Here is a 23,140-nt window from a genome sequence, read left to right on the forward strand (position 1 = left end):
TCAAGAGTTATTCGTATGTGGCTGATTGTCATAGCTTGTGCGCTCATACATATCATCAGTATTAAGACTGGCCCAAAGTGACTGTTCTTTTTGACCAAACCGCTTCCAATCGTCGCCATGATTAGAATGCTACTCCTATCACCTTCAAATCACCTTCCCTACACTCAGTGGATCATCGCCGGTCTGTCAATTTCGCTTATCGGTGACTTAGTCATGATGCACCCGAAAGACAAGTTCATTCTCGGTATTAAGCTATTTTGCCTAGCATTAATTTGTTACGCCTTAGGCTTCATTAATATGGCAGCTTGGCACTTTACACCTTGGTTGCCTTTTGCCGTATTCGGCGTCGGCCTCTGCGCCTATTTCTTCTTTAAACCGATTTGGGGAAAGAGAAATGGTCTGTCGCCAGTTACATCTTCGTCCTCATGGCCATGTTGTGGATGTCGATGGAATACTATGCCAGTGGTAAAACCCAATCTTCCGCATTTGCAGTTTTAGGCAGCTTTGTCTTTACTTTATCCGGTGCGGTTTTGGCGTTTGAACGCTTTGGTGGCACGTCGATTTTCTCTCGACAAGTTGTCATGACCACCTACTATTCCGCCCAATATTTAATCACGATGTCCGTGTTCGCCATAGTGATCCGTTTCCTCTAAAACTGACTATATTATCGGTTAGTTTTATCACGAGTTATTTGCTCACCAGTTGGACAGTTTATGCTTGATTAACAGGTGCAATACGGTTAATAACTTGTTATTGTAGAAAGAAATTTATTCTAAAAGTTGGCAGCCTTGAAAGAGAAAAATATCGTTGTTGAGTTCAGCGGCGTAAACAAGTGGTATGGTGAATATCACGCCCTCAAAGACATTAATTTTTCAGTACATACCGGTGAAATCGTTGTTGTTTGTGGCCCTTCCGGTTCAGGTAAATCAACACTCATTCGTTGTATCAACCACTTAGAATCCATCCAAGAAGGTGAACTCAGCGTCTTCGAACAACCAGCCGATTCTAAAGCTCAAAAACCTGGCAAAGTCGGCATGGTGTTCCAGCACTTTCATCTGTTTCCACATCTTACGGTGTTAGAAAACCTCACTCTTGCTCCTATCCGCACGTTAAAGCTATCCAAACAAGAAGCCGAAGAACGTGCGATGCATTATCTCAAGCGTGTGAACATCGAAGAGCAAGCCAATAAGTATCCGATTCAACTTTCTGGTGGTCAGCAGCAACGTGTTGCCATCGCGCGTTCCCTTTGTATGGAACCCGATCTACTGCTGTTTGATGAGCCGACTTCTGCGCTCGATCCTGAGATGATCAACGAAGTGCTAGACGTAATGGTGGAACTCGCACAAAGCGGCATGACCATGATTTGTGTGACGCACGAAATGGGCTTTGCTAAGAAAGTGGCGAATCGAGTGGTGTTTATGGACGAAGGTGAAATCATCGAGATGAACTCCCCTGTAGCCCTTTTCGAAACACCGCAGCATCCACGAACCCAAGCGTTTTTGAATCAGATTCTGAGCTACTAGCCTATGGTAATTCGAATCCTAAAACCTGTTTTACAAGCCATATTACAAATCTCCATCCTTTTGATAGCGATCGTGTGGGTACTCGATTCCGGCGCACAAGCAATGGGGTACCAATGGCAGTGGGAACGCGTACCCGATTACATCGCCTTTTACGAAGATGGTGAGTGGTGGCCAGCAGAATTGGTCGATGGTCTTATCGTCACCTTAAAGATTTCGGCCATCAGTCTTTTCTTCACATTAGTGATTGGTTTCGTCACCGCATTATTGCGACTCAGTAACTCCAAAGTTGGTAACGCGATCGGCACTGCTTATGTCGAGTTGATTCGCAATACCCCATTGCTGGTGCAAATCTACCTACTCTATTTCGTGTTTGGCCCCGTCATTGGGTTAGACAGATTCAGTACCGCTGTTTTAGCACTGTCACTATTCCAAGGTGCTTATACCGCAGAAATCTTCCGTGCGGGCTTAAACAGCATTCCAAAAGGTCAGTTTGAAGCCGCCAAAACCTTAGGTTTATCACCTTTGTTTGCCTACAAAGACGTGATTCTTCCGCAGGTACTCCAACGCACTTTACCACCGTTGACTAACGAAGTGGTGTCACTGATTAAGAACTCTTCAATCGTCAGTGTGATGGCAATATTCGACCTTACAACCGAGGCAAGAAACATCGTATCTGAGACGGCGATGCCGTTCGAGATCTGGTTTACTGTGGCAGCAATCTACCTTGCTCTCACACTATCACTTTCTGGCTTATCCGCTTGGCTAGAACACAAACTAGGAGCCAGTTGGCGCAAATTATAAGGAGATAACATGAAGTTATTCAAAGCGACCATTACTGCATTATTAGGGCTTGCAATTGCTTTACCTTCATTAGCCAATGAAGAAGCAGCGACACCAAACGTTGATCAAATCAAAGAGCGTGGCACGCTGCGCGTTGGTATGTCGACATTTGTACCTTGGGCGATGCGTAATAAACAAGGCGAGTTGATTGGTTTTGAAATCGATGTGGCGAAGCGACTCGCAGCGGATACAGGCTTAAAAGTTGAGTTTGTACCGACAGCGTGGGACGGCATCATCCCTGCTCTTCTTGCTAAGAAATTCGACGTAATCATTGGCGGCATGTCGATTACGCCAGAACGTTCAAAGAGCGTATTATTTACTGAACCTTACTCACACTCAGGCGTTCAAGTAGCAGCAAACAAAGAGCTAGCGGCGGGCTTTAGTGAGTTTTCAGACTTTGATTCTCGCCGTGTGAAAATCGCCGCTCGTCGTGGCGCGTTCACTGTGCAAGTAGCGCGTGAGACTTTCCCTAAAGCGAAGATCCTTCAGTTTGATGACGATGCACAAGCATTCCAAGAAGTGTTGAATGGCAACGCACACGCAGTAATTGCATCAAGCCCGAAACCGGAGCATGAAGCGATCAAGCATGCTGACAAACTGTTCATTCCATTTACTGAGCGTCTATCCAAAGGTAATGAGGCATTCGCGGTTCGCCTAGGCGAAGAAGATAAAAAAGCCTTCTTCAACGAGTGGATTGAAGCTCGTACCCAAGACGGTTGGCTAGATGAGCGTTACGAATCCTGGTTCTCAACACTAGATTGGCAAGACCAAGTTGCACAAGGTCAATAACCTTAATCGTCGCAATAATTAATAATACCGACTCGTACTGCGGGTCGGTTTTCTTCTCTACTATCGGAGTTAAACCTTGAGCGGACAAACCACCACTCGTGTTGCACCAACCAAAGCAAAATCAGGCTTTTTCTTAAGTCGTTTTAACCTACTCGATTGGGTACTGCTTGCCATCTGCGCGTTGGCTGGGGTTTGGCTCTATCATCGTTCTACCGTTGGCGTTAACTACATCTGGCATTGGAAAGAAACAATCGACCTCTTGTTCACTCCAAGAGCAGATGGCGGCTTGCCGTATTTCTTCCAAGGTCTAATCTCAACACTACGCTTAAGCCTTTGGGGCATCATCTTTGCTCTGGTATTAGGTACATTGCTTGGGTTAGCACGTTTTTCAGATACCGTTTGGTTGCGCACGCCTGCCAACGCATTTATTCAATTGGTACGAAACATTCCACCTTTGGTGTTCGTATTCATCTTCTACTTTTTCATTTCTAACCAGTTAATCCCATTACTTGGCTTGGAAGACCTTCTCCGTAACTATCGCGGCGAACCTAACGCGGTTCAGCACTTCTTCTTTGGCCCTGCTAACCTATGGGAAAACCTTGCGTCCGGTGTGCTTTGTGTGGGTTTGCTCTCTTCTGCCTACATTGCTGAAGTGGTTCGTGCCGGTTTGCAGAGCGTCGATAAAGGCCAGTGGGAAGCGGCTGACTCGCTTGGTCTATCTCGTTGGGTGAAATACCGTTTCATCATCGCGCCACAGGTACTAAAAGCGATTACACCGGCACTTGCAGGACAAACCATTTCACTGGTTAAAGACACCTCTATCGTTTCGCTGATCTCAATTCAAGAAATGACCTTTGTCGGCACAGAGATGGCGAACTCATCAGGCTACATTTTCGAAATCTGGCTAATTGTTGGCTTCGTTTACTTCCTGATTTGTTTCGGTCTATCAATGTTTTTTAGATACATCGAGAAAAAATCGGAATCTATTTCAAATTAACTCAATAGGCTTCAAAAATAAGACAGCATAGCGCTTCAAATCGGAATTCCATCCTGTTACAGTCGTTTTCATGCTAATTTTTTGGCGTTTTTCATGGAGTTAAAGAAGCAGTCCGATTACGAGCAGTACATAAGGCAGGACAGCCTTGGCGAATACTACGTTGTGCTCAATCAATACACTTTCCACAGTGTTTATCAGCCTATTTTTGATAAACACCAACAAATGATCGGGATGGAAGCCCTGCTCCGTATTCGTGGTGCAGATGGCACGAATATTCGACCGGATCTCTTCTTTGCTGATGCCAGCATCGATACTTACTTCCGACTTTGTATTGAATTTCTCTCCCGTGCGATTCATATCCGTAACTTTGCTCGTCACTTTGCAGGTTCACCAATCAAACTGTTTCTTAACGTCATGCCACAAACCTTGCTGACGCTGACCAAAGACATAGGCTTTAAAGACAATGGCCTGCTCTACAAACGATTGTTTGAGTTAGGTATGGAACCTTCTGATGTGGTCTTTGCAGTCGTTGAGGAATCTTGCGGCGATACAGAGCTTTTGATTCAAGCAGTGCAACTCATGAGAGCAAACGGCTTCTTGTTTGCGATTGATGATTTTGGCTCTCACCATTCAGATATGTCACGTGTTAAGCAGCTTTGCCCAGACATCATCAAAATAGATCGCTCTTACCTACTCGATTATTGCTCTGGTGACACATTAGCGATCGCCAATGCAGTAGATCTTGCTGAAGAGATGAACGCAAAAGTGGTCATCGAAGGTGTCGAAGAAAATACACAGCTTTCAGCGATGCAAGCACTAAACTTGGATTACTACCAAGGCTTTTATCTTGCGAAACCAAACTCGATTCACCATTGGACTGAGCAAAAAGAAACAGCCAAAGTGTTACATTAAACGCGTTGCCACAGATACAGATTAAAATGTTTTAGATACAAAAGCGCCGCCTAGGTTACTCACCAAGGCGGCGCTTTTCTGTTTATGTCGATCTTAATATCGAAACGAATCGCCTAGAAGAAGTCGATAGAGTTACGACCACTCTTAGGATCGCGTGCAACCTGCGGCTTTTCCTCTTTCTTGCCTTTCTTAGCAGATTGAGACAATGCTTCTTTTTGTGCTTTACGCTCTTTATGCGCGGCTTTACGACCGGTAGATTTAGGCCCTTTAGCACTTGGTTTATCGTTCTTTTTCGAGCGAGACTTTTCTTTACGTGCCGCTTGCGCTTCTTTTTTCGCCTTCTTCTCTGCTTTTTCTTCGGCCGTTTCAGGTTCGGTTACTGGCGCGTCACATACAACAACGTAGTACTCTTGGTTAAATTCGAAGAAATCACCGTCGTACATTTTGCGACGTTTACGAGTTTCAAGCTCACCGTTTACGGCAACGTAACCTTCTTCGATGATGTGTTTTGCTTCACCACCACCACTCACCAAGTTCGCGATTTTGAAAAGCTTGTACAGCTCAATTGGGTGCGCGTCAACGTCGATACCGATCGCTTCGATCTCAATCTCTTCGCCTTCTAAATACTCTTCGTGTTCGTAATCTTGGGTCATGTTCGTTACTCATTTTTCTTGATGAACGGAGTTTAAACGGAATGCGTACAAATAGAAACGTGATCTTCACTCATCTTGTCCAATTGGGTATATACTCACCCAATAACTCCTTGAACGAGCGATATTTTGTCTAATAAGAACCACATTACCTTTGCCACCGCCAACCTGTTTAACTTTGTTGCACCACCTGGCGCGTATTACGACTTCGAGAACATATATTCTCGCGACGATTGGCAGGACAAACTCGCTTGGACCAAATCGCAGTTCGAACAACTTAATCCCGACATCATCGGCTTGCAAGAAGTGTTCAGCATCGAAGAAACCAAAACCTTCTTTGCTGAAATGGGTTATGAACACTTTACTTGTGTCGATACGCCGCACATTGAAGGCGATTACATTTATTCTCGCCCAGTGGTTGCAGTGGCCTCGCGCTTTCCGATTGAAAGCTTTGAAGCGGTTACGTTCGATAAAGACACGCTCAATGCCTTTGGTGATATCGACGTGCCACCTTTTAGCCGTAAACCCGTTCGTGCCTGCATTGTTCATCCAATTATTGGTCATCTCTCTGTGTACGTCACACATTTGAAGTCACAGCGCCCTGCCGATTCAACCACTCCAGAACAAGCGAGCAGACCAATTGCCCGTTGGCTATCTACGCAACAACGTGGTTGGGAAGCGGCAATGCTGCGTGACGCAATGCAAAGGCAATACGCTTTGAACCCAATGCCGACAGTATTAATGGGTGATATGAACCAAGGCATTACTTCAACCAGCGTTAACAATGTTTTGACTGAGCATTACGGTGACAGCGTCACTGATTTACAGCTCAATGACGGATGGGAATTGCAAGTAACGCCCTCACTAGAGTCACGGCCAGCAACGCACTACCACTTTGCGAAAGGAAACGTGTTGGATTACATCTTGTTGTCGCAAGAGTTTGATGCGCATGCCGATGTATCAATAGCAGAAGTCACGAACTACCAAGTGCTGGATGCACACTTAATCAATCCGTCTTTTGAGAGAGATAAAAACGCCAGCGACCACGCATTTGTGGCGCTGACGGTAGAAATTAAGCTTTAACGTCGGTGTGGCGCTTTACAATCTTACGCGGAATCAACTCTACACCCGCTTTATAGCGTTTGGCTGAGGCATTAAGCGCCAACTCCATTGCGCTGTCGGCGATCAGCTCAAACTGCTGTGGAAGAGAGTTGATTTTGATTGGAAGAAAATCGAGCAAGCGGTTATCACCAAACGTGGCCAAACGTACTTTGCCCATCAACTCTGGCTTTTCTAACATCACATCCAATACGCCTTCTAATAAGGTGTAAGACATGGTCACCACAGCATCTGGCAGCTTGCCATTTGCAATCCAACCTTCGAGTACCCTCTTGCCTTCTTCTCGGGAGAAGTGCTGACCATAGCCAACCAAAACGCCAGTGCTACCTTGCTGGCAAGCCGAACGGAAACCAAGTTCACGCTCTTTAGAGACTTGCAGTTCTTCTAACGCACCAATCAAACCAATCGAATCAATCTCTGAAGACAATACCGATTCGGTTAACTCAAACGCCGCATCAAAATCTTCGCTGATCACACAACAAAAGTGCTCATCATCCATAGGACGGTCAAGTGCGATAACGGGCGTACCCGAGTTTTGCAGCTTGAGATAATACTCGCTCGCTGCTGGCATACTGCTCGCAACGAATAGCGCATCAATACGACGACTCACAAGCGCCTCTGCAACCTTTTGCTCCGTTTGCGGATCATCATCAGAACAGCCAATCAAAATTTGGTAGCCTGCTTTACGCGAGTTCTGTTCAATCAGCTTTGCTAAACGTGCGTAACTGGTGTTCTCTAAATCTGGAATGATCAAACCGAACGAACGTGAGTTGCCCGCTCTTAAAGAAGATGCTGCGTGATCCGGTTTGTAATTGTACTGCTCAACCACCGCCATGACTTTCTTTTGAGTCTTTTCGCTGATGCGGTATTTCTGCGCTTTTCCGTTAATCACATAGCTTGCCGTGGTCTTTGAAACCCCAGCTAATTTCGCTATTTCATCCAGTGTCATATTCTAAGCCCTATTCTGTGCGCGGGATCATATTAATACATCAACGATCCTTCGATAAGTTGAATTATATGCTGAACCGATTCAGTATAAAAGCTGAAAGGATTCAGCAAAACTCAAAAATTGACGAGAATCACCAAAATCAAGCAATAGCGTCTCCCTTTACTAGGCTTTAAAAACACTGAGACACTGAGACACTGAGTGGTTAAGTTTCGATTTTAAAAACAGTTTCGCTGAGTGTTTTAAAAAATTTGACCAAGTGCTGAATCGATTCAGTTTCTTTTGTTCAGCAAATTGTTGTTAAGCAAAACCGTCTCGAATAGAGAAATGACGAACAAAGACACGTTCAGCAACCATAGATAAACGGCGTTACGCAAACAAAGTACTGCGTAGCCAAGATGAATTAGAAATAGATACCTTAAGGCTGGAGAAGCACCATGCTTAAGCTAAGTAAGAACGACATTACCCTATCTCAATCCGCTACAGATAAGTTTGAAGCGATCAAAAGCATCGCTCAGAGCCTGACAGACAAAGGTCTGGTTGAACAAGGCTATGTAGAAGGCATGCTAAACCGTGAAAACCAGAACTCTACGTTTCTAGGTAACGGTATCGCGATTCCACACGGCACAACTGACACGCGCTCAATGGTGAAAACTACGGGTGTTGCTGTTCACCACTTCCCAGAAGGCGTTGAATGGGGCGACGGCAACACAGTTTACGTTGCTATCGGTATTGCAGCGAAATCAGACGAGCACTTAGGCATTCTTAAGCAACTAACAAAAGTATTGGGTGCGGACGGCGTTGAAGAGCGTCTACGCAATGCGAAAAACGAAGACGACATCATTGCCCTACTTCACGGCGACGTTCAGCTAGAAGCGGATTTCGATGCTTCTCTCATTCAACTGCTATTCCCAGCAAGTGACATGATTCAAATGAGCGCGGTTGCCGGCGGCCTACTTAAAAACACTGGTTGTGCAGGTACGGAGTTCGTTGCAGACCTAGTAACGAAAACGCCAACGCATCTAGGCCAAGGTCTATGGCTTGTTGGTAGTGATAAACAAGTAACTCGCACTGGCGTTTCTTTTGTATCAACAGCCAATGATTGTGAGTTCGAAGGCGAGAAAGTGCGTGCTCTAGTTGCATTTGCAGCTTGCAACAACGCTCACCAATCTATCCTTAGCACGATTTCAAAGCTTGTGTTTAACAACGAACACAGCAAATTACTTGATGCTTCTGCTGAACAGATCCTTGCACTGTTCAAAGGCGAAGAAATGGCAACAGAAGCAGCTGAAGATGGCAACACAGCAATCTTCAAGATCAAAAACGCTCACGGCCTACACGCTCGTCCAGGCGCAATGCTAGTAGCAGAAGCGAAGAAGTTCGAATCTACCATTCGTGTGGCAAACCTAGATGGCGATGGCAAAGCGGTAAACGCGAAGAGCCTAATGAAAGTTATCGCGCTAGGCGTGAAACACGGTCACCAGCTTCAATTCTCTGCTGAAGGTCCAGATGCTGCACAAGCACTTGAATCAATCGGCAAAGCAATCGCATCTGGTCTTGGCGAAGGTTAAGGGGCGAGAGAATGACAGTATTGAAAACAAACAAAGTCGTTACCATCACGCTTAACCCTGCCCTTGATCTAACAGGTTCGCTGGAATCAATCAAAGTAGGTTCTGTAAGCCTAGTTGAAAAGAGCAACCTACACGCGGCAGGTAAAGGCGTAAACGTAGCGAAAGTACTAAGTGACCTAGGTGCTGACGTAACAGTGACGGGCTTTCTTGGCAAAGACAACCCAGAGCTGTTCCACCAGCTATTTAGCGATATCAAGGTTAAAAATGAGTTCGTTGAAGTCGAAGGCGCAACTCGCATCAACGTGAAATTGGTCGAAGCAGATGGCCAAGTGAGCGACATCAACTTCCCTGGCGTTCAAGCTACGGCAGAAGAAATCGCGCGCTTTGAAGAAACCCTATTCCGCCTTGCAGAAACACACGATTACTTTGTATTGGCAGGCAGCCTACCGGGCGGCATTACTGCAGAGCAATGCGCAGCATGGATTGAGAAGCTGCATCAGCAAGGCAAGAAAGTCTTGTTCGATAGCAGCAAAGCGGCACTACGCGCAGGCATCGACGCTCATCCTTGGTTGATCAAACCAAACGACGAAGAGCTAAGTGACTTTGTCGGCGAGCACCTTTCAACGCCAGAACAATGCCAAGAAGCAGCGCAAACGCTAAGCGATAAAGGCATTGAGAACATCGTGGTTTCTATGGGTGCAGACGGCGTGATGTGGCTGAACCAAGGCGAATGGTTACGTGCTCAACCACCACGAATGAATGTAGTAAGCACCGTTGGCGCTGGCGATACGCTTGTTGCTGGCTTGTGCTGGGGTCACATGCAAGTGATGCCGAAAAACGATTTACTGCGCTTCGCTACCGCGCTTTCTGCCCTAGCAGTAAGCCAAGTTGGCGTTGGCCTAACCAGTCAGGAAGAACTGGAGAACATCAAGCTCCAAACGCAAGTAACCGAGCTTTACCCTAATACGAACTTAGACAAAAACTAAGGAACAGAAGGTTATCAGTATGAATATTGCCATTATTACAGCTTGTCCAAGTGGTGTTGCGAACAGCATCATTGCGGCAGGTCTACTAGAACAAGCAGCGGCGAAGCTGGGTTGGAACGCAAAGATTGAATGCCAATCAAGCGTGGTTGAACCAACACTGCTGACAGACGCTGACATTGAACAAGCAGAAGCGATCGTAATTGCGGCTAACACTCCAGTTGATACTTCTCGTTTCGTAGGTAAAAAAGTCTACCAAGCAGATATCAGCACCGTAGCGAAAGACGCACCCGCTTTCTTACAAACTGCGGTTGAAAGTGCAGCAACGCTAGAGCAAGCAACCACAGTCGCGGCACAAGTAGCAGCACCAGCAGAAAGCGCCTCTGCAACTAAAAAGATTGTTGCTATCACTGCATGTCCAACCGGCGTTGCGCACACCTTCATGGCAGCAGAAGCGCTAGAAGAAGAAGGCAAACGTCGTGGTCACCAAATCAAAGTGGAAACACGTGGCTCAGTAGGTGCGAAAAACCAACTGACTGACCAAGAAATCGCAGACGCAGATTTGGTCATCATCGCAGCAGATATCGAAGTACCTCTTGACCGCTTTAACGGCAAGAAGATGTACCGCACCAAAACAGGTCCAGCTCTAAAGAAAACAGCGGAAGAAATGGACAAAGCGTTTGAACAAGCAAGCGTATACCAACACTCTGGCTCTTCTAGTGCATCATCAGCGACAGAAGAAAAGAAAGGCGCGTACAAACACCTAATGACAGGTGTGTCTCACATGCTTCCAGTTGTGGTTGCCGGTGGTTTGATCATCGCCCTATCCTTCGTATTTGGTATCGAAGCGTTTAAAGAAGAAGGCACGCTAGCAGCAGCGCTAATGAACATCGGTGGTGGCTCTGCATTCGCATTGATGATCCCAGTTCTTGCTGGTTACATCGCGTTCTCAATTGCTGACCGTCCGGGTCTGGCTCCGGGTCTCGTTGGCGGTATGCTTGCTAGTTCAACTGGTGCAGGTTTCCTTGGTGGTATCGCAGCAGGTTTCATCGCAGGTTACGCTGCTAAGTTCCTTGCTGACAAAGTAAAACTTCCACAATCAATGGAAGCACTTAAACCTATCCTTATCATCCCGTTCGTGGCGACATTGTTCACGGGGCTTGTGATGATTTACATCGTGGGTGGTCCAGTATCTGGCATCATGAGCGGCCTAACTGATTTCCTAAACAACATGGGTTCAGACAGTGCGGTTCTACTAGGTATTATCCTTGGCGCGATGATGTGTTTCGACCTAGGTGGTCCAGTAAACAAAGCCGCTTACGCATTCGGTGTAGGTCTATTGGCTTCACAAACTTACGCGCCAATGGCTGCAATCATGGCGGCGGGTATGACACCAGCGCTAGGTATGGGTCTTGCGACGTTCATTGCTAAGAACAAATTCGAGCAAAGCGAGCGTGAAGCAGGTAAAGCATCATTCGTTCTTGGTCTGTGCTTCATCTCTGAAGGTGCAATCCCATTCGCAGCGAAAGATCCAATGCGCGTAATCCCATCATGTATGGCAGGTGGTGCACTAACTGGTGCTCTATCTATGCTGTTCGGTGCAAAACTGATGGCACCACACGGTGGTTTGTTCGTACTGCTTATCCCTAACGCAATCTCACCAGTGCTAATGTACTTGGTAGCAATTGCAGCAGGTACAGCGGTAACAGGTTTCACTTACGCGTTCCTAAAGAACAAAGCAGAAGCGAAACAAGAAGCAGCTGCTTAATCGTGACTAATTCGCTTAGATGGTTCTAAGCAACGATTAACAATGCCTCCCTCGATTTGGCATTCGACACCTCCCTCTAGCCTCGGCATTGGGAGGTGTTTTTTATTGAGCGATAAGCGGAATCTAACGGGCGCTAAATCCGATAGCAGATAAAGTTACTCTCTTCTGTTTCGCTCTGATTGAAAAAGAACAGTTGTTCGTCCTCCACTTTGTAAATGAAGTCCGTTTTTGTGCCCACGTATGAGTTCATGTCTCTTACAAACACTTCACTCTCCGTTGGCTGTTCATTCCAACTTACTTTCTGATAATCCACGGTAAGCGCATGACCATCCACTTGATACTTGCCGTTATAAACCAGTTCATATTCTTTGCTTTCGCCCTTTTTTGTTAGCAAGGATCCTTTCTGGAAAATGTACATGTCTCTATCCGAGCTAAACACCACGACAGAACGGTCACTGATGTTTTCATAACGGCGGTAACCTCTGGTAATAAAGTCTTCTTCAAACGTTGCACACGCCCAACGCGAACCAGTAATTTCATCAGATTGGAAATACTTTTGGTGAACAACCACGCCCACTAGGCCAGTTAGCAATGCAATATTGAGTACGAGGAGTTTGTTTATCTGCATATTGCATCCGCCCTGCTCATGCTCTCTAAGACCGTTTCCTTCAAGGTGTCGATATCGAGAGAAAACTTAATGTAGTTGACGTTCTTATTGCTGTTTTTGGCGAAAGCAAACGCACGCAAAATATGCGCCCCTTCTTGATAAGCCGATTCGGATACGCGCAAATACACGATGGCCGGACACACCGGAAATACCTCATCATTGAGGCTTTTTGCCAAAGCAGAAAGGTCTAACTCGTCATGATTTTGGTCGTAAAAGTAGAATTCGGTTTCAGACACAGAAAAGTGTTGGTAATCCGAATCATCAAGAAAATCAGGATGTGGAACAAACGGACGAAAATAAAGCACAGAGACAATCGCGATAATCAGGAAAGCCGTCATCAATATCGGAGTTAAACTAAATGCCTTATCTCGCGATTCAGATTCTTGTTTGGGCGCTGCTTTGACTTGAGGTTCAACATCATCAATTTCGAGCGTTTGGAGTTCCGGTATCTCAACTTTCTGTCTGATGGGTTTCACATCCGCATCAACTTCCAGTAAATAGCCAATTTTACTCACCGTTTTAATCTGTACGCCTTGTGCGTTCAACTGAGCCAGTTTCTTTCTTAAACCGGAAATCACATTGGTTAATGCTTGATCGGTCACGACTGAGCCATCCCAACAGATTTCGAACAACGCCTCACGAGTCACATGCACGCCCTGCTTTTCTATCAGCAAGTTCAATACATGGTATGGCAGCGGTCTTAGGGGAACATCATCGCCGTCTGAATTGGACAGTTTCCTTGTCGTCGGATCGAGGATTAAATTGGCGAAATAGATTCTATGCATACAGGCTCACTACTTTCTCAACTCCTTGAATTATAGGTTAGGTTTCTCAAACCACTCGAAAAACCAAATCAACCTCATCACACCAGCATAAAGCGTCCAGTTTGGACGTAATCAAGGATTCAAACATCGATTTCTTGTTATGCATACCTTCCAATCACATAAAAAACACACAATTATCTAAGTGGCTAAATCAATGGGAATTATTTGGTTTTTGTTTGCTTTTTATTTAGTTTTTCAGCGCCTCATTTAGATAATGAACACCGTTTTAAATATAAAAAGACAGACAGTCATACAGAGGTAACTATGAAAAACACAATCATCCTTTTATCCGCTCTTTTTAGCGTTTGTGCTCAAGCAAATGGTTCACAAGATGTCTCAGGTTTTTATCTTGGAGGCGGTGTGGGTAACAACACGTTTAGTGACGATAACCCGTTTACAAAAGTGGATGACAACGGCACCGCATTCAAAATCATTGGTGGTTATCAGTTCAACCGTATCGTTGCGGTTGAAGCGCAGTACACCAATTATGGTGATTTTAAGATCGTAGATACCGCTTATGATTTAGGTGCGAGCAACGTCTCGGTAGCGGCGAATATTGGTTACTCATTCAATAATGGCCTGCGCCCTTTCGCAACCTTTGGTTTGGGTTATATGTCTGTTGATATTCCGACGACAGACAATGAAGATGATTTATCCCTACGTATCGGTGCAGGTCTGGAATACACGCCAATTCAATTAGAAAACATCACCTTTCGCGTGGCGTATGAGATGGACCATTTCACAGTAAAACCGAAAGGTTCAAGTCTGGATACAGACGTACAGATTGGCTCTTTCTATGCGGGCGCTACCTATAAGTTCTAAACTGGCTAGGTTCTAAAACAGCCTAAGCTCCAAAAACAATAGAAATAAAAGCAAACACATAGAAACCACAAAGGGCGAACGCTTATGATAAGTGTTCGCCCTTTTCTTGTTCAAGTTGGCAGTGTTTAAACCGACAATTTATTGCATGGGTTCAGATTCGATATCCACGTCGCCGCTGCTCAAGTTCACCGTTGCATTGTACACACTGTGCGGGTCGCCATGATGCTTAAAGGTAAAGTGATAAACGTTCGCCGGCGTCCAGATCTCTTTATCGTCGACAGGCAGAATGTCGTAACCATCTTGTTGGTAAAGCTCGGTTGCCATCACATACGCGATTGCTGTTTGCACTTGAGTGTTATGGTCGTATTTTGGCTCGACAGATGGGTTACTTGGGTAAGAGTCACCATTAAAGCTCATTTGACGGTATGCGCCATTGCTCCACACAACAAAATCTTGCCAACCGTTGCTGTAGCTGTCTATAAGTGCAATCGGCGTTCTGGTTACTGACATACGGCTAAGCACTTTACCGCTGTTATCGAATATGTAACCAGTACAGCCACCACTGCCGCAGAAGAAACGATCTTGGAATAACACAAAGTGCTCTGCCATACCGTCACTGTTTAAGTCAGCGGAACCCACTTGGTAGTTGATCTTGTCGTTTGCTAAAGAAAGCCCTTCTGGGTTCAGAATGCTTTGGTCAATCCAAGTTGCGATTGTTGCCGCATCGGCACTTTTCACTTCGACAGGCGCTTGCGCTTCCGTAGTATTTGAAGAAACGCCGTCTGTCGTAGAACAGCCAATAAGCGTTAGAGAACCTAACAGGAAGAGTCCATGTAATCCGCGATTGTTCATTTGCGTTCGCTCTTTTAATGATGATGTGTTCTTAGTATACGCATGATTTATCAATCGCTTGTAAGAAAATCATAAAAATCAGTTAGGTGTACACGAAACCACCAGCCCTTCTTTGCACCTTCATCTTCTTCCCGCTTCTAGATTCTCGGCTCCATTATTTTCTCGTATCTCGCATCTTAATTCTCTCGGATCAAAAAAGCCCTGAGGAATACCCTCAGGGCTTGGCAGGAATCTGACAATAAATAAAGCCAGGAAGTCCCTTATGCAGTGGTTGGTTTGATCTTAAACAGAATTGCAAACATGACTGGTACAACAATCAGAGTCAATACTGTAGCAAAACCAAGGCCTGCCATAATCGTAATAGCCATTGAGCCAAAGAACGCATCAAACACCAATGGAATCATACCTAGGATGGTGGTCAGCGCCGCCATACTTACTGGTCGAACACGGCTAATCGCACTGTCGACAATCGCTAAGTAAGGATCCTTACCTGATGCTAGCTCTAGGTTAATCTGGTCAAGAAGTACGATACCGTTTTTCAGAATCATACCGCTCAAGCTCAATAGACCTAAGAACGCGGTAAAGCTAAATGGCATGTTTGTCGTCAGAAGACCAAATGCCACACCGATGATAGACAGCGGTACTGTGAACCAAATAACCAATGGCTTCTTCAGTGAGTTAAACAGCAGCATCGTAATGATGAACATCAACAAGTAACCCATTGGCAGCGAGCCAAACAGACCTTCTTGTGCATCTTTCGATGATTCGTACTCACCACCCCACGTGATTTCGTAACCTTCTGGGATATGCAGTGCCATCACTTTTGGTTGAACACGAGCAAACAAGCTTGCTGCGGTGTCATCGCTCAATACATCGTGGTCAGCCAGCACCGTTAGAGTACGTTTGCGGTCACGACGCTGAATCAGTGGCTCATCCCAATCCAGTTTCACGCCATCAATCACTTGATCAACTGGGATGTAGCTTTGGAGCGATGGACTCCAGATGTTCACGTTTTGCAGTGATTCAAAGTCCACACGCTCTGCTTCTGGCAAACGCGTCATGATAGGCAGAATGTGCGTACCATCGCGAAGGAAGCCAAGTGTGCTACCACCAAATGCCATTTGCAGTGTGCTTGAAAGATCTTCTTTCGAGATACCCAAGCGACGTGCTTTAGATTCGTTGAATACAGGTACTAGCTCTTTAGTGCGCTCACGCCAGTCGTGACGGATGTTACGAGCACCCGGGTCAGTATGAAGAATATCTTCTACTTGTACCGCAAGCTCACGTAGCACTTGTGGATCCGGGCCAGTAATACGCGCTTCAATCTTAGACGCTGGTGACGGGCCGAATTCCATCAACTTGAACTGGAACGTTGGTTTATCGAACGTCTTCGCTAAGTTGTCGTCCAGCTTATGCAGAAGCTCAAACATGTTCTCACGGTCCGTAGTACGAACTTGGAACTGTGCGTAGGCTTCGTAGCTCTTCTCTGGTTGGTAAGTCAGAGCGAAACGCTGCAAACCTTGGCCAATCGACGCTGAAACAAAATCAATGTTGTCTTGAGTACGGATGTAGCTTTCAACTTCTTCCGCTTTCTTGATGGTCTCGCGAATGTCTGTGCCTTCAGGCATCCACATATCAACGTAGAACATCGGCGTGTTTGACGGCGGGAAGAACTGTTGTTTCACACTACCAAACGCAACCACAGCACCAACTAGCAGCGCGACCATGCCTGCTACCGTTAACCAACGGAAACGAAGCGCAAGTTTAAGAGACGCACCAAACGCGACGAACAACCAACCTTTGTATGGGTCTTCGTCTTCTGCACCTGCGTTCTTGTCTTCTTCTTTCAATAGAAGATCCGCTAGGAATGGCGTTAGCGTAATTGCCGTAATCCAGCTCAAGAATAGCGAGAAACACAGTACCCAGAACAGAGAGCCCATGAACTCACCAGTCGCATCTTGTGACAGACCGATAGGCGCAAACGCGGTAATAGCAATGACTGTCGCACCAAGCAGCGGCCACTGAGTTTGTTTCACGATATCTGTTGCGGCTTGAACTTTGGTTCGCCCTTTCTTAAGGCCAACCAATATCCCCTCGACCACCACGATGGCGTTGTCCACCAGCATACCGAGTGCAATGATCAGCGCGCCAAGTGAGATACGGTGTAGCTCAATGTTGTTGTAGTTCATCAAGATGAAGGTACCGAATACCGTCAACAACAGCACCAAACCGATGATCACACCACTTCGTAAACCCATGGTGAACAGCAGTACGATGATTACGATAGCCACAGCTTCTGCCAAGCTAATAACAAACGCTTTTACTGAATCGTCTACTTCTTGTGATTGATTGTAGAAGTAGTTCATATCGATACCAGCGGGCTTGATGGTCTCAAGGCTTGCTAGTTCAGCTTCAATACGTTGACCGACTTCTACTACGTTTACGCCAGATGCAAACGAAATACCGATGTTGATTGCTTTTTTACCGTTGTACAGCAGCACATTACCCGGCTTTTCTTGAATGCCACGGCTGATGGTTGCAACGTCTTTCAAGCGAATCAGGTTACCCGTATCGCGACCATGAATAATCAGGTTTTCTAGGGCTTCTACGGTGTTTAACGTACCGCTTGGGCGAATAATGAGGCTCTCGCCGTTTACCATTACCTCACCTGCAGAAACCACATTGTTCTGTTGGTTCAGCAAGCCAGAAATTACATTCATGTCGAGGTTCAGAGCCGCCAAGCGATCCAATGAAATCTCAACAAACAGCATCTCTTGTTGGTCGCCAGCGATATCAACTTTACCCACGCCATCGATCAGTTCGAGTTCACGTGTGAGTTGGTCTGCGTAACGTTTCAATTCTACGTAATCGTAGTCATCACCCGTTAGCATCAGCATTACGCCGTACACGTCACCAAAGTCATCAATGATTTGCAGAGATTGAACGCCTTGCGGCAAAGTTGGTTGCAGATCGTTGATTTTACGGCGCATTTCATCCCAGATTTGCGGCAATTCATCCGGACCGTAATCCATCTTCATGCTCACCATAATCTGTGACATACCACTTGAGGACGTTGACGTAATCTTATCGATATAAGGCAGCTTACGAATCTCTTTCTCAAGCGGATACGTCAGCTCTTCTTCTACTTCTTTAGAAGTCGCACCAGGATAAGTCGCAATCACCATCGCATCTTTGATGGTAAATGCCGGGTCTTCCAATCGACCCAGTTCTAGGAACGACGTCACACCGCCGATCGCTAGAATAACGATGAACAGCCAGCTGATGACTTTGTTCTTAATTGAGTATTCAGCAATGCTCATTATTGTTGTTTCTCCACCACATCCACATGCTTACCTTCTCGCAGTTTGCGTAAGCTGGAATTCACTAATACATCGCCTTGAGCAACACCTGATGACACAATCGCACCTTCGCCATTAACTTGGTCGATGGTCACTTCCACTTTAGTGACAGCGTCACCATTCAATTTCCAAACGAAAAACTCACCATCTTGATTGCCCGCTTGTAATGCAGTCATTGGGATGTTGTAGCCATCAATGGAAGTAATGCCCGCTGCCACCATGTCTACTGCAACACTTACGCTAGTACCCGGCAGAATCTCTTCCTCAGGTTGTGGCATAGTTAAATACATTTGGTAGGTTTGAGTTTGAGCATTTGGCTCACTGGTGTGCTCCAAATAATCCAACGCATAAGATTTCGCGTCACCCGAGAACGTTGCTTGAGGTTGGTAGCTCATGCTTTGTGTATTTGGGTTTACCATCGCAAGCACGTTGTCTGACAGCTCGATACGAACGTAAACTTTGTCGCTTTGGTACAGGTTGAGAACCGGCTCACCAATCGCAACACGCTCAAAACGTTCTTTGAATACATCCGAAACCTTACCCGCAAACGGAGCAAATAAACGTGTGTAGTTCAATTGGTTTGTCGCGTTATAGAAGTTTGCTTCAGCCAGCTTTTTATTTGCTGTTAGCTCATCCAATTCCGCTTTAGAAATCATTTGGCGGTTATGCAGCTCTTCACCACGTTTAAGCTGACGAATCGCAAGCGTGTATTGTGCTTCTGCATCGTTTACTGCTTGCTTCTCTTTGCTGTCGTCTAGCTTGGCGATCATTTGGCCTTCTTTAACCGTGTCACCCGCTTTGACTAACACATGCTGAACTTCGCCTGCGCGACGGAATGCAATTGGCGTTTGTTCCGCAGGCACGACTTGGCCTTTGAATGTGCGGTATTGGCTTTTTACTGGAACATCGACAGCAACCGTAGAAACATACAAAGGCTGCTCTGCGGTGACTTCGTCTGTGCTGTTACAACCGGTTAGTACCGCCAGTGCGATAGCCGATACTGTGAATAATGAACGTTTCATTAGATACCTTCCTCACGAACCCAAGCTTTCACCACTTGGCCTTCCACTAGGCGTTCAACACCTGCAATAACAACGTAATCATTCTTGTCCAGACCCGACTCCACAGCACCGTTCGCATTGAGTGACAAGGTCACTTTATTCACTTGCTGTGTATCGCTGTCCATTACCCAAACCTCACCATGAGCGGCATCTTTCGACACCCAAGCCGCATTTGGCAGCATCATCGCGTTCGATACGTTTTGCTTCGCAATGTGTACTTGGCCTGTCATGCCCGTTAGCAAGTTACGATCAGAAGGACGAGTAATCGTCACGATCGCTTCATAGCTGTTGGTATCGGCATTGGGTTGAGTAGAGATTTCTTTGAATTTGCCTTGGATGCGGTTGTTTGGCTCGCTGTCCATCGTCACCCACATATCTGCATCTTTAAGTGAGTTCAATGACACCGCTTCGGCGTAAGTCACAGGCAAAGTAAACGACACATCCAAAGTGGTGTTGTCGATTAGGTTTAGGATTTCTTGCTTAGCAGCAACCACTTGGTATGGCTTCACGTAGGTATAAGACACCACACCATCAAACGGCGCATGAATCTCTGTGTAGCTCAAATCGGTTTTCGCTTGCTCTAAGTTTGCCAGTGCCGCTTTGTATTGCGTTTCTTGTTGGTCGTAACTGTCTGTACTAATCAGCTTCTTGTTGTACAAGCTTTTCGAGCGTTCCCATTGGGTTTTCGCTAGTGCGTACTGCGCTTGTGATGCATCAAGAGCTAACTGCAAGTCTTTTGGGTCTAGCGTTGCAAGTACATCGCCCTGCTTCACCTCTTCACCCATTCTCACGATCAACTTCTCAATTTCGCCACCTACCTGAAATGAAAGTTGGGCTCTGTACGTTGCATCTATTTGTGCAAGGAATGCATCGGAATCGGCAACTGTCAGATCATTAACAGCAAGTAATTTTACAGGTTTGATTAATGGCTCAGACGGTTCTGATACGGCTTTGTTACACCCTGTCAGCATCGTGGCGAGGCTCAATGCCACCGCTGCTCCGACAAATGTGCGCTTTAAGTATTGTTTTCGCACTGGCTTTCTCCATCGACTTTATATTTACTACACAGGTGTGCAGTATATGTATAGCGAAAAAATGATCAACATATTTTCCACATGGATAATAAAATAATTAGGCAAACTGTCCGGTTTCTGGTAAAAATAGGCGCGTTGATTAATATTCGGGAAAATTCGAACTATGACAGAAAGAAAGCAAGGCCGTAGAAGTGCTGAAGCCGCTGAGCAAACTAAGTGCCTGATTCTAAGAGTCGCGGCAGATATGTTCTGTGAGTTAGGGTACGAACGTGTCTCGCTTCGAAACATCAGTGAGAAGGCTGGTGTGTCCCATAGTTTGATTCGCCACCACTTCGGTAGCAAAGAGAAGATCTGGCAAGCCGTGAGTGATGGCATGGACGAATTCATGCAAAGCTACATGGCGCAGTTGGTAAGCGAAATGCCAGCGAATACGCCATCGAATCAAAAAATCTACCTGTTCATGGTAAGAATGTTGGCGTTTGCACTCGTTAACCCGCACCCAGTTCAAATGATTGCCGATGCGATTCGCCAGGGCGACGATGCATTGCTGCAATACTTCTTAAGATCCAAAGATGAGTTCGCGGCGATCTTTACCGACCTATTTGCTGACTACAACGTTGAATACCCAGAGCATCGTATTGATCAATGGGAATCAAAGTGGCAAATGCTGGTTTTTGCACATGGTGCGATTAGTCTAGCGCCTATGATGCAAGAGACGTGGCCAGAAGATGCAGACAATCGCGAAAAAATGCTGATCAACCACTGGGAATTGTTCAACACCATCATGGCAAGTCAGTTTAGCGTGAACAAAGAAGACATGATTCACCCAAGCAAACTGAGTGAAGTTGTGATTGAGATGTGTTGCCCTATCGAAGAACTCACCGCATAAGCAGCGCTTTCAAAAGAACATAAAAAATGCCGAGCACTGAGCTCGGCATTTTTGTTTGTGCTTATCATTTCAGAGAGGAAACGGAATGGAACCTACTTCATAGTTGCTTATTCCTAACCGCGACACTGTAGTTATACAGCGCGTGGGAAGTAGATTCCTAGTCTCGCTTTGGCTCGCTGGAATGACGAGCTTTAATTAACCACGGTAGTAGCGTTGTGGTACGAACGGCATTTTTTCTACCGTCATTGGTAGCATCTTGCCACGTACTTCTGCAAACAGCTCTGTACCGATAGCCGCTAGATCTGCGCGTACGTAACCCATTGATACTGGCTTACCTGCGTTAGGGCCTGCTGTACCACTGGTTACCACGCCAATCTTGTTACCGTCTGCATCGAACAGCTCAGCACCTTCACGAACCGGTGCTTTAGTTTGACCAACCAAGCCAATACGCTTACGTGCAACGTCTTTCGTTTCGATCTGCTTAAGAATGATGTCAGCACCAGGGAAGCCACCTGCACGCTCGCCATCAGCGCGACGTACTTTTTGAATGCCCCATAGTAGGCTTGCTTCAACGGGCGTAGTTGTTGTGTCTAGGTCATGACCGTACAGACACAGGCCACATTCAAGACGAAGTGAGTCACGAGCACCAAGGCCAATCCACTCTACTTCTTCTTCACCTGTGAGTTTACGAGCAAGCTCTTCTGCTTTGTCCGCAGGAACAGAGATTTCGTAACCGTCTTCGCCTGTGTAACCACTGCGAGAAACAATGCACTCAACGCCTAGTAGCTCAACTTTGCGAACATCCATAAACAGCATCTCTGCTACTTCTGGTGCGAAACGCGCTAGTACTTCTGCCGCTTTAGGACCTTGAATCGCAAGCAGTGCGCGATCATCAATGATCTCTAGCTCGATGCCAGAAGGAAGATGCGCCTGAAGGTGTGCAATATCTTGCTCTTTACATGCTGCGTTCACAACAACAAACAGATGATCGCCAAGGTTAGCCACCATCAAGTCGTCCATAATGCCGCCCTGCTCATTAGTAAAGAAAGCATAACGTTGCTTGCCCGCACCTAGGTCAACAATATCAACCGGAACCAGTGTCTCTAAGAACGCTGCTGCGCCATCACCAATCAAACGAAGTTGACCCATGTGAGAAACATCGAACAGACCTGCTGCATCACGAGTGTGTAAGTGTTCTTTCTTTACGCCTAGTGGGTATTGAACTGGCATGTCGTAACCCGCGAACGGGACCATCTTTGCGCCTACTTCAACATGAAGTGCATGCAGTGGTGTTTTCAGAAGTTCTTGAGTCATTTTCGTCTCCATTTAGATAGACCCGAGAATGCTGTCGGCATTCAATGTGTTTCCAATAATAAACACGCTTAATTCAATTTTGCACGAACAAGACATCGCTCGACTTTCAAAAGTGTGACTTTTAACATTTTAATCACAACAAAACGCACAAAAAAGGCGCTCTGTTGAGTGAGATATCATCAACAGAGCGCCATCATAACGCATTCAAAACCGATAGCAA

At 46.0% G+C, this 23,140-nt stretch carries 20 protein-coding genes and 1 pseudogene; 12 read left to right on the forward strand and 9 right to left on the reverse strand.

Annotated features, from left to right (window positions below; genetic code table 11):
• The first annotated feature begins 15 nt into the window (after positions 1–15).
• The 6 genes and pseudogenes from H735_RS30305 (at position 16) to H735_RS19115 (ending at position 5,061) form a co-directional block, all read left to right on the forward strand.
• Positions 16–653, forward strand: a pseudogene (locus tag H735_RS30305) (lysoplasmalogenase).
• A gap of 135 nt (positions 654–788) precedes the next feature.
• Positions 789–1,523: an amino acid ABC transporter ATP-binding protein gene (locus H735_RS19095; protein ID WP_009704483.1), complete on the forward strand. Its 735-nt coding sequence runs from the start codon at positions 789–791 to the stop codon at positions 1,521–1,523.
• 3 nt (positions 1,524–1,526) lie between these two features.
• Positions 1,527–2,324, forward strand: coding sequence for an amino acid ABC transporter permease (locus H735_RS19100; protein ID WP_020197050.1), 798 nt, complete (start codon positions 1,527–1,529; stop codon positions 2,322–2,324).
• A gap of 9 nt (positions 2,325–2,333) precedes the next feature.
• Positions 2,334–3,152 carry a transporter substrate-binding domain-containing protein gene (locus H735_RS19105; RefSeq protein WP_020197051.1) on the forward strand — a complete coding sequence of 273 codons (819 nt, stop codon included), beginning with the start codon at positions 2,334–2,336 and terminating at the stop codon, positions 3,150–3,152.
• A gap of 76 nt (positions 3,153–3,228) precedes the next feature.
• Entirely contained in the window at positions 3,229–4,149 is a 921-nt protein-coding gene (locus H735_RS19110) for an amino acid ABC transporter permease (protein WP_020197052.1), read from the forward strand.
• 93 nt (positions 4,150–4,242) lie between these two features.
• Complete coding sequence (locus H735_RS19115; protein WP_020197053.1) at positions 4,243–5,061, forward strand: EAL domain-containing protein; 819 nt, start codon at positions 4,243–4,245, stop codon at positions 5,059–5,061.
• Between the two features lie 113 nt (positions 5,062–5,174).
• Here the strand turns inward: H735_RS19115 and H735_RS19120 are convergent, their stop codons facing one another.
• Entirely contained in the window at positions 5,175–5,714 is a 540-nt protein-coding gene (locus H735_RS19120) for an RNA-binding S4 domain-containing protein (RefSeq protein WP_005441925.1), read from the reverse strand.
• Between the two features lie 126 nt (positions 5,715–5,840).
• Here H735_RS19120 and H735_RS19125 point away from each other — a divergent pair, with 126 nt between their 5' ends.
• Positions 5,841–6,794, forward strand: a complete 954-nt coding sequence (locus tag H735_RS19125; protein WP_020197054.1) for an endonuclease/exonuclease/phosphatase family protein — start codon at positions 5,841–5,843, stop codon at positions 6,792–6,794.
• Here the strand turns inward: H735_RS19125 and cra are convergent.
• On the reverse strand, positions 6,784–7,779 hold the full coding sequence (gene cra / locus H735_RS19130; protein WP_020197055.1) for a catabolite repressor/activator: 996 nt from the start codon (positions 7,777–7,779) through the stop codon (positions 6,784–6,786). The two genes, H735_RS19125 and cra, sit on opposite strands and share 11 nt — an antisense overlap.
• Before the next feature lie 434 nt (positions 7,780–8,213).
• Between cra and fruB the strand changes: the two genes are divergently transcribed.
• The 3 genes from fruB to fruA are packed head-to-tail and all read left to right on the forward strand — an operon-like array spanning position 8,214 to position 12,098.
• Positions 8,214–9,347 (forward strand): fused PTS fructose transporter subunit IIA/HPr protein, encoded by a 1,134-nt coding sequence (gene fruB, locus H735_RS19135; RefSeq protein WP_005441930.1) that lies wholly within the window; start codon positions 8,214–8,216, stop codon positions 9,345–9,347.
• Positions 9,348–9,358: 11 nt separating this feature from the next.
• Entirely contained in the window at positions 9,359–10,333 is a 975-nt protein-coding gene (gene pfkB, locus H735_RS19140; protein ID WP_020197056.1) for a 1-phosphofructokinase, read from the forward strand.
• Between the two features lie 19 nt (positions 10,334–10,352).
• A complete protein-coding gene (fruA, locus tag H735_RS19145; protein WP_020197057.1) occupies positions 10,353–12,098 on the forward strand; it encodes a PTS fructose transporter subunit IIBC in 1,746 nt (581 codons plus the stop codon).
• Between the two features lie 133 nt (positions 12,099–12,231).
• On the opposite strand, the gene H735_RS19150 is transcribed toward fruA, so the two are convergent.
• Positions 12,232–12,726: a hypothetical protein gene (locus H735_RS19150; RefSeq protein ID WP_020197058.1), complete on the reverse strand. Its 495-nt coding sequence runs from the start codon at positions 12,724–12,726 to the stop codon at positions 12,232–12,234.
• The gene (locus H735_RS19155) at positions 12,717–13,550 is read right to left on the reverse strand and encodes a transcriptional regulator (protein WP_020197059.1); all 834 of its coding nucleotides are present in this window, start codon (positions 13,548–13,550) and stop codon (positions 12,717–12,719) included. Before H735_RS19155 ends, H735_RS19150 begins: the two co-directional genes overlap by 10 nt.
• 303 nt (positions 13,551–13,853) lie before the next feature.
• On the opposite strand from H735_RS19155, the gene H735_RS19160 reads away from it, so the two are divergent.
• Complete coding sequence (locus tag H735_RS19160) at positions 13,854–14,411, forward strand: porin family protein (protein ID WP_020197060.1); 558 nt, start codon at positions 13,854–13,856, stop codon at positions 14,409–14,411.
• Positions 14,412–14,549: 138 nt separating this feature from the next.
• Here the strand turns inward: H735_RS19160 and H735_RS19165 are convergent, their stop codons facing one another.
• The 4 genes from H735_RS19165 to H735_RS19180 form a co-directional block, all read right to left on the reverse strand.
• Positions 14,550–15,263: a hypothetical protein gene (locus tag H735_RS19165; protein ID WP_020197061.1), complete on the reverse strand. Its 714-nt coding sequence runs from the start codon at positions 15,261–15,263 to the stop codon at positions 14,550–14,552.
• 260 nt (positions 15,264–15,523) lie between these two features.
• Positions 15,524–18,583 (reverse strand): efflux RND transporter permease subunit, encoded by a 3,060-nt coding sequence (locus H735_RS19170; protein WP_020197062.1) that lies wholly within the window; start codon positions 18,581–18,583, stop codon positions 15,524–15,526.
• On the reverse strand, positions 18,583–19,644 hold the full coding sequence (locus H735_RS19175) for an efflux RND transporter periplasmic adaptor subunit (protein WP_020197063.1): 1,062 nt from the start codon (positions 19,642–19,644) through the stop codon (positions 18,583–18,585). The genes H735_RS19170 and H735_RS19175 overlap by 1 nt, the downstream gene beginning before the upstream one ends.
• Positions 19,644–20,717 carry an efflux RND transporter periplasmic adaptor subunit gene (locus tag H735_RS19180; RefSeq protein WP_020197064.1) on the reverse strand — a complete coding sequence of 358 codons (1,074 nt, stop codon included), beginning with the start codon at positions 20,715–20,717 and terminating at the stop codon, positions 19,644–19,646. Before H735_RS19180 ends, H735_RS19175 begins: the two co-directional genes overlap by 1 nt.
• Positions 20,718–20,880: 163 nt before the next feature.
• On the opposite strand from H735_RS19180, the gene H735_RS19185 reads away from it, so the two are divergent.
• Complete coding sequence (locus H735_RS19185) at positions 20,881–21,606, forward strand: TetR/AcrR family transcriptional regulator (protein WP_005441953.1); 726 nt, start codon at positions 20,881–20,883, stop codon at positions 21,604–21,606.
• Positions 21,607–21,801: 195 nt separating this feature from the next.
• Here H735_RS19185 and gcvT read toward each other — a convergent pair whose 3' ends face one another.
• Positions 21,802–22,920, reverse strand: coding sequence for a glycine cleavage system aminomethyltransferase GcvT (gene gcvT / locus H735_RS19190; RefSeq protein ID WP_020197065.1), 1,119 nt, complete (start codon positions 22,918–22,920; stop codon positions 21,802–21,804).
• Positions 22,921–23,140: the final 220 nt, after the last annotated feature.

Source organism: Vibrio owensii CAIM 1854 = LMG 25443 (assembly GCF_000817815.1).
GTDB lineage: Bacteria > Pseudomonadota > Gammaproteobacteria > Enterobacterales > Vibrionaceae > Vibrio > Vibrio owensii.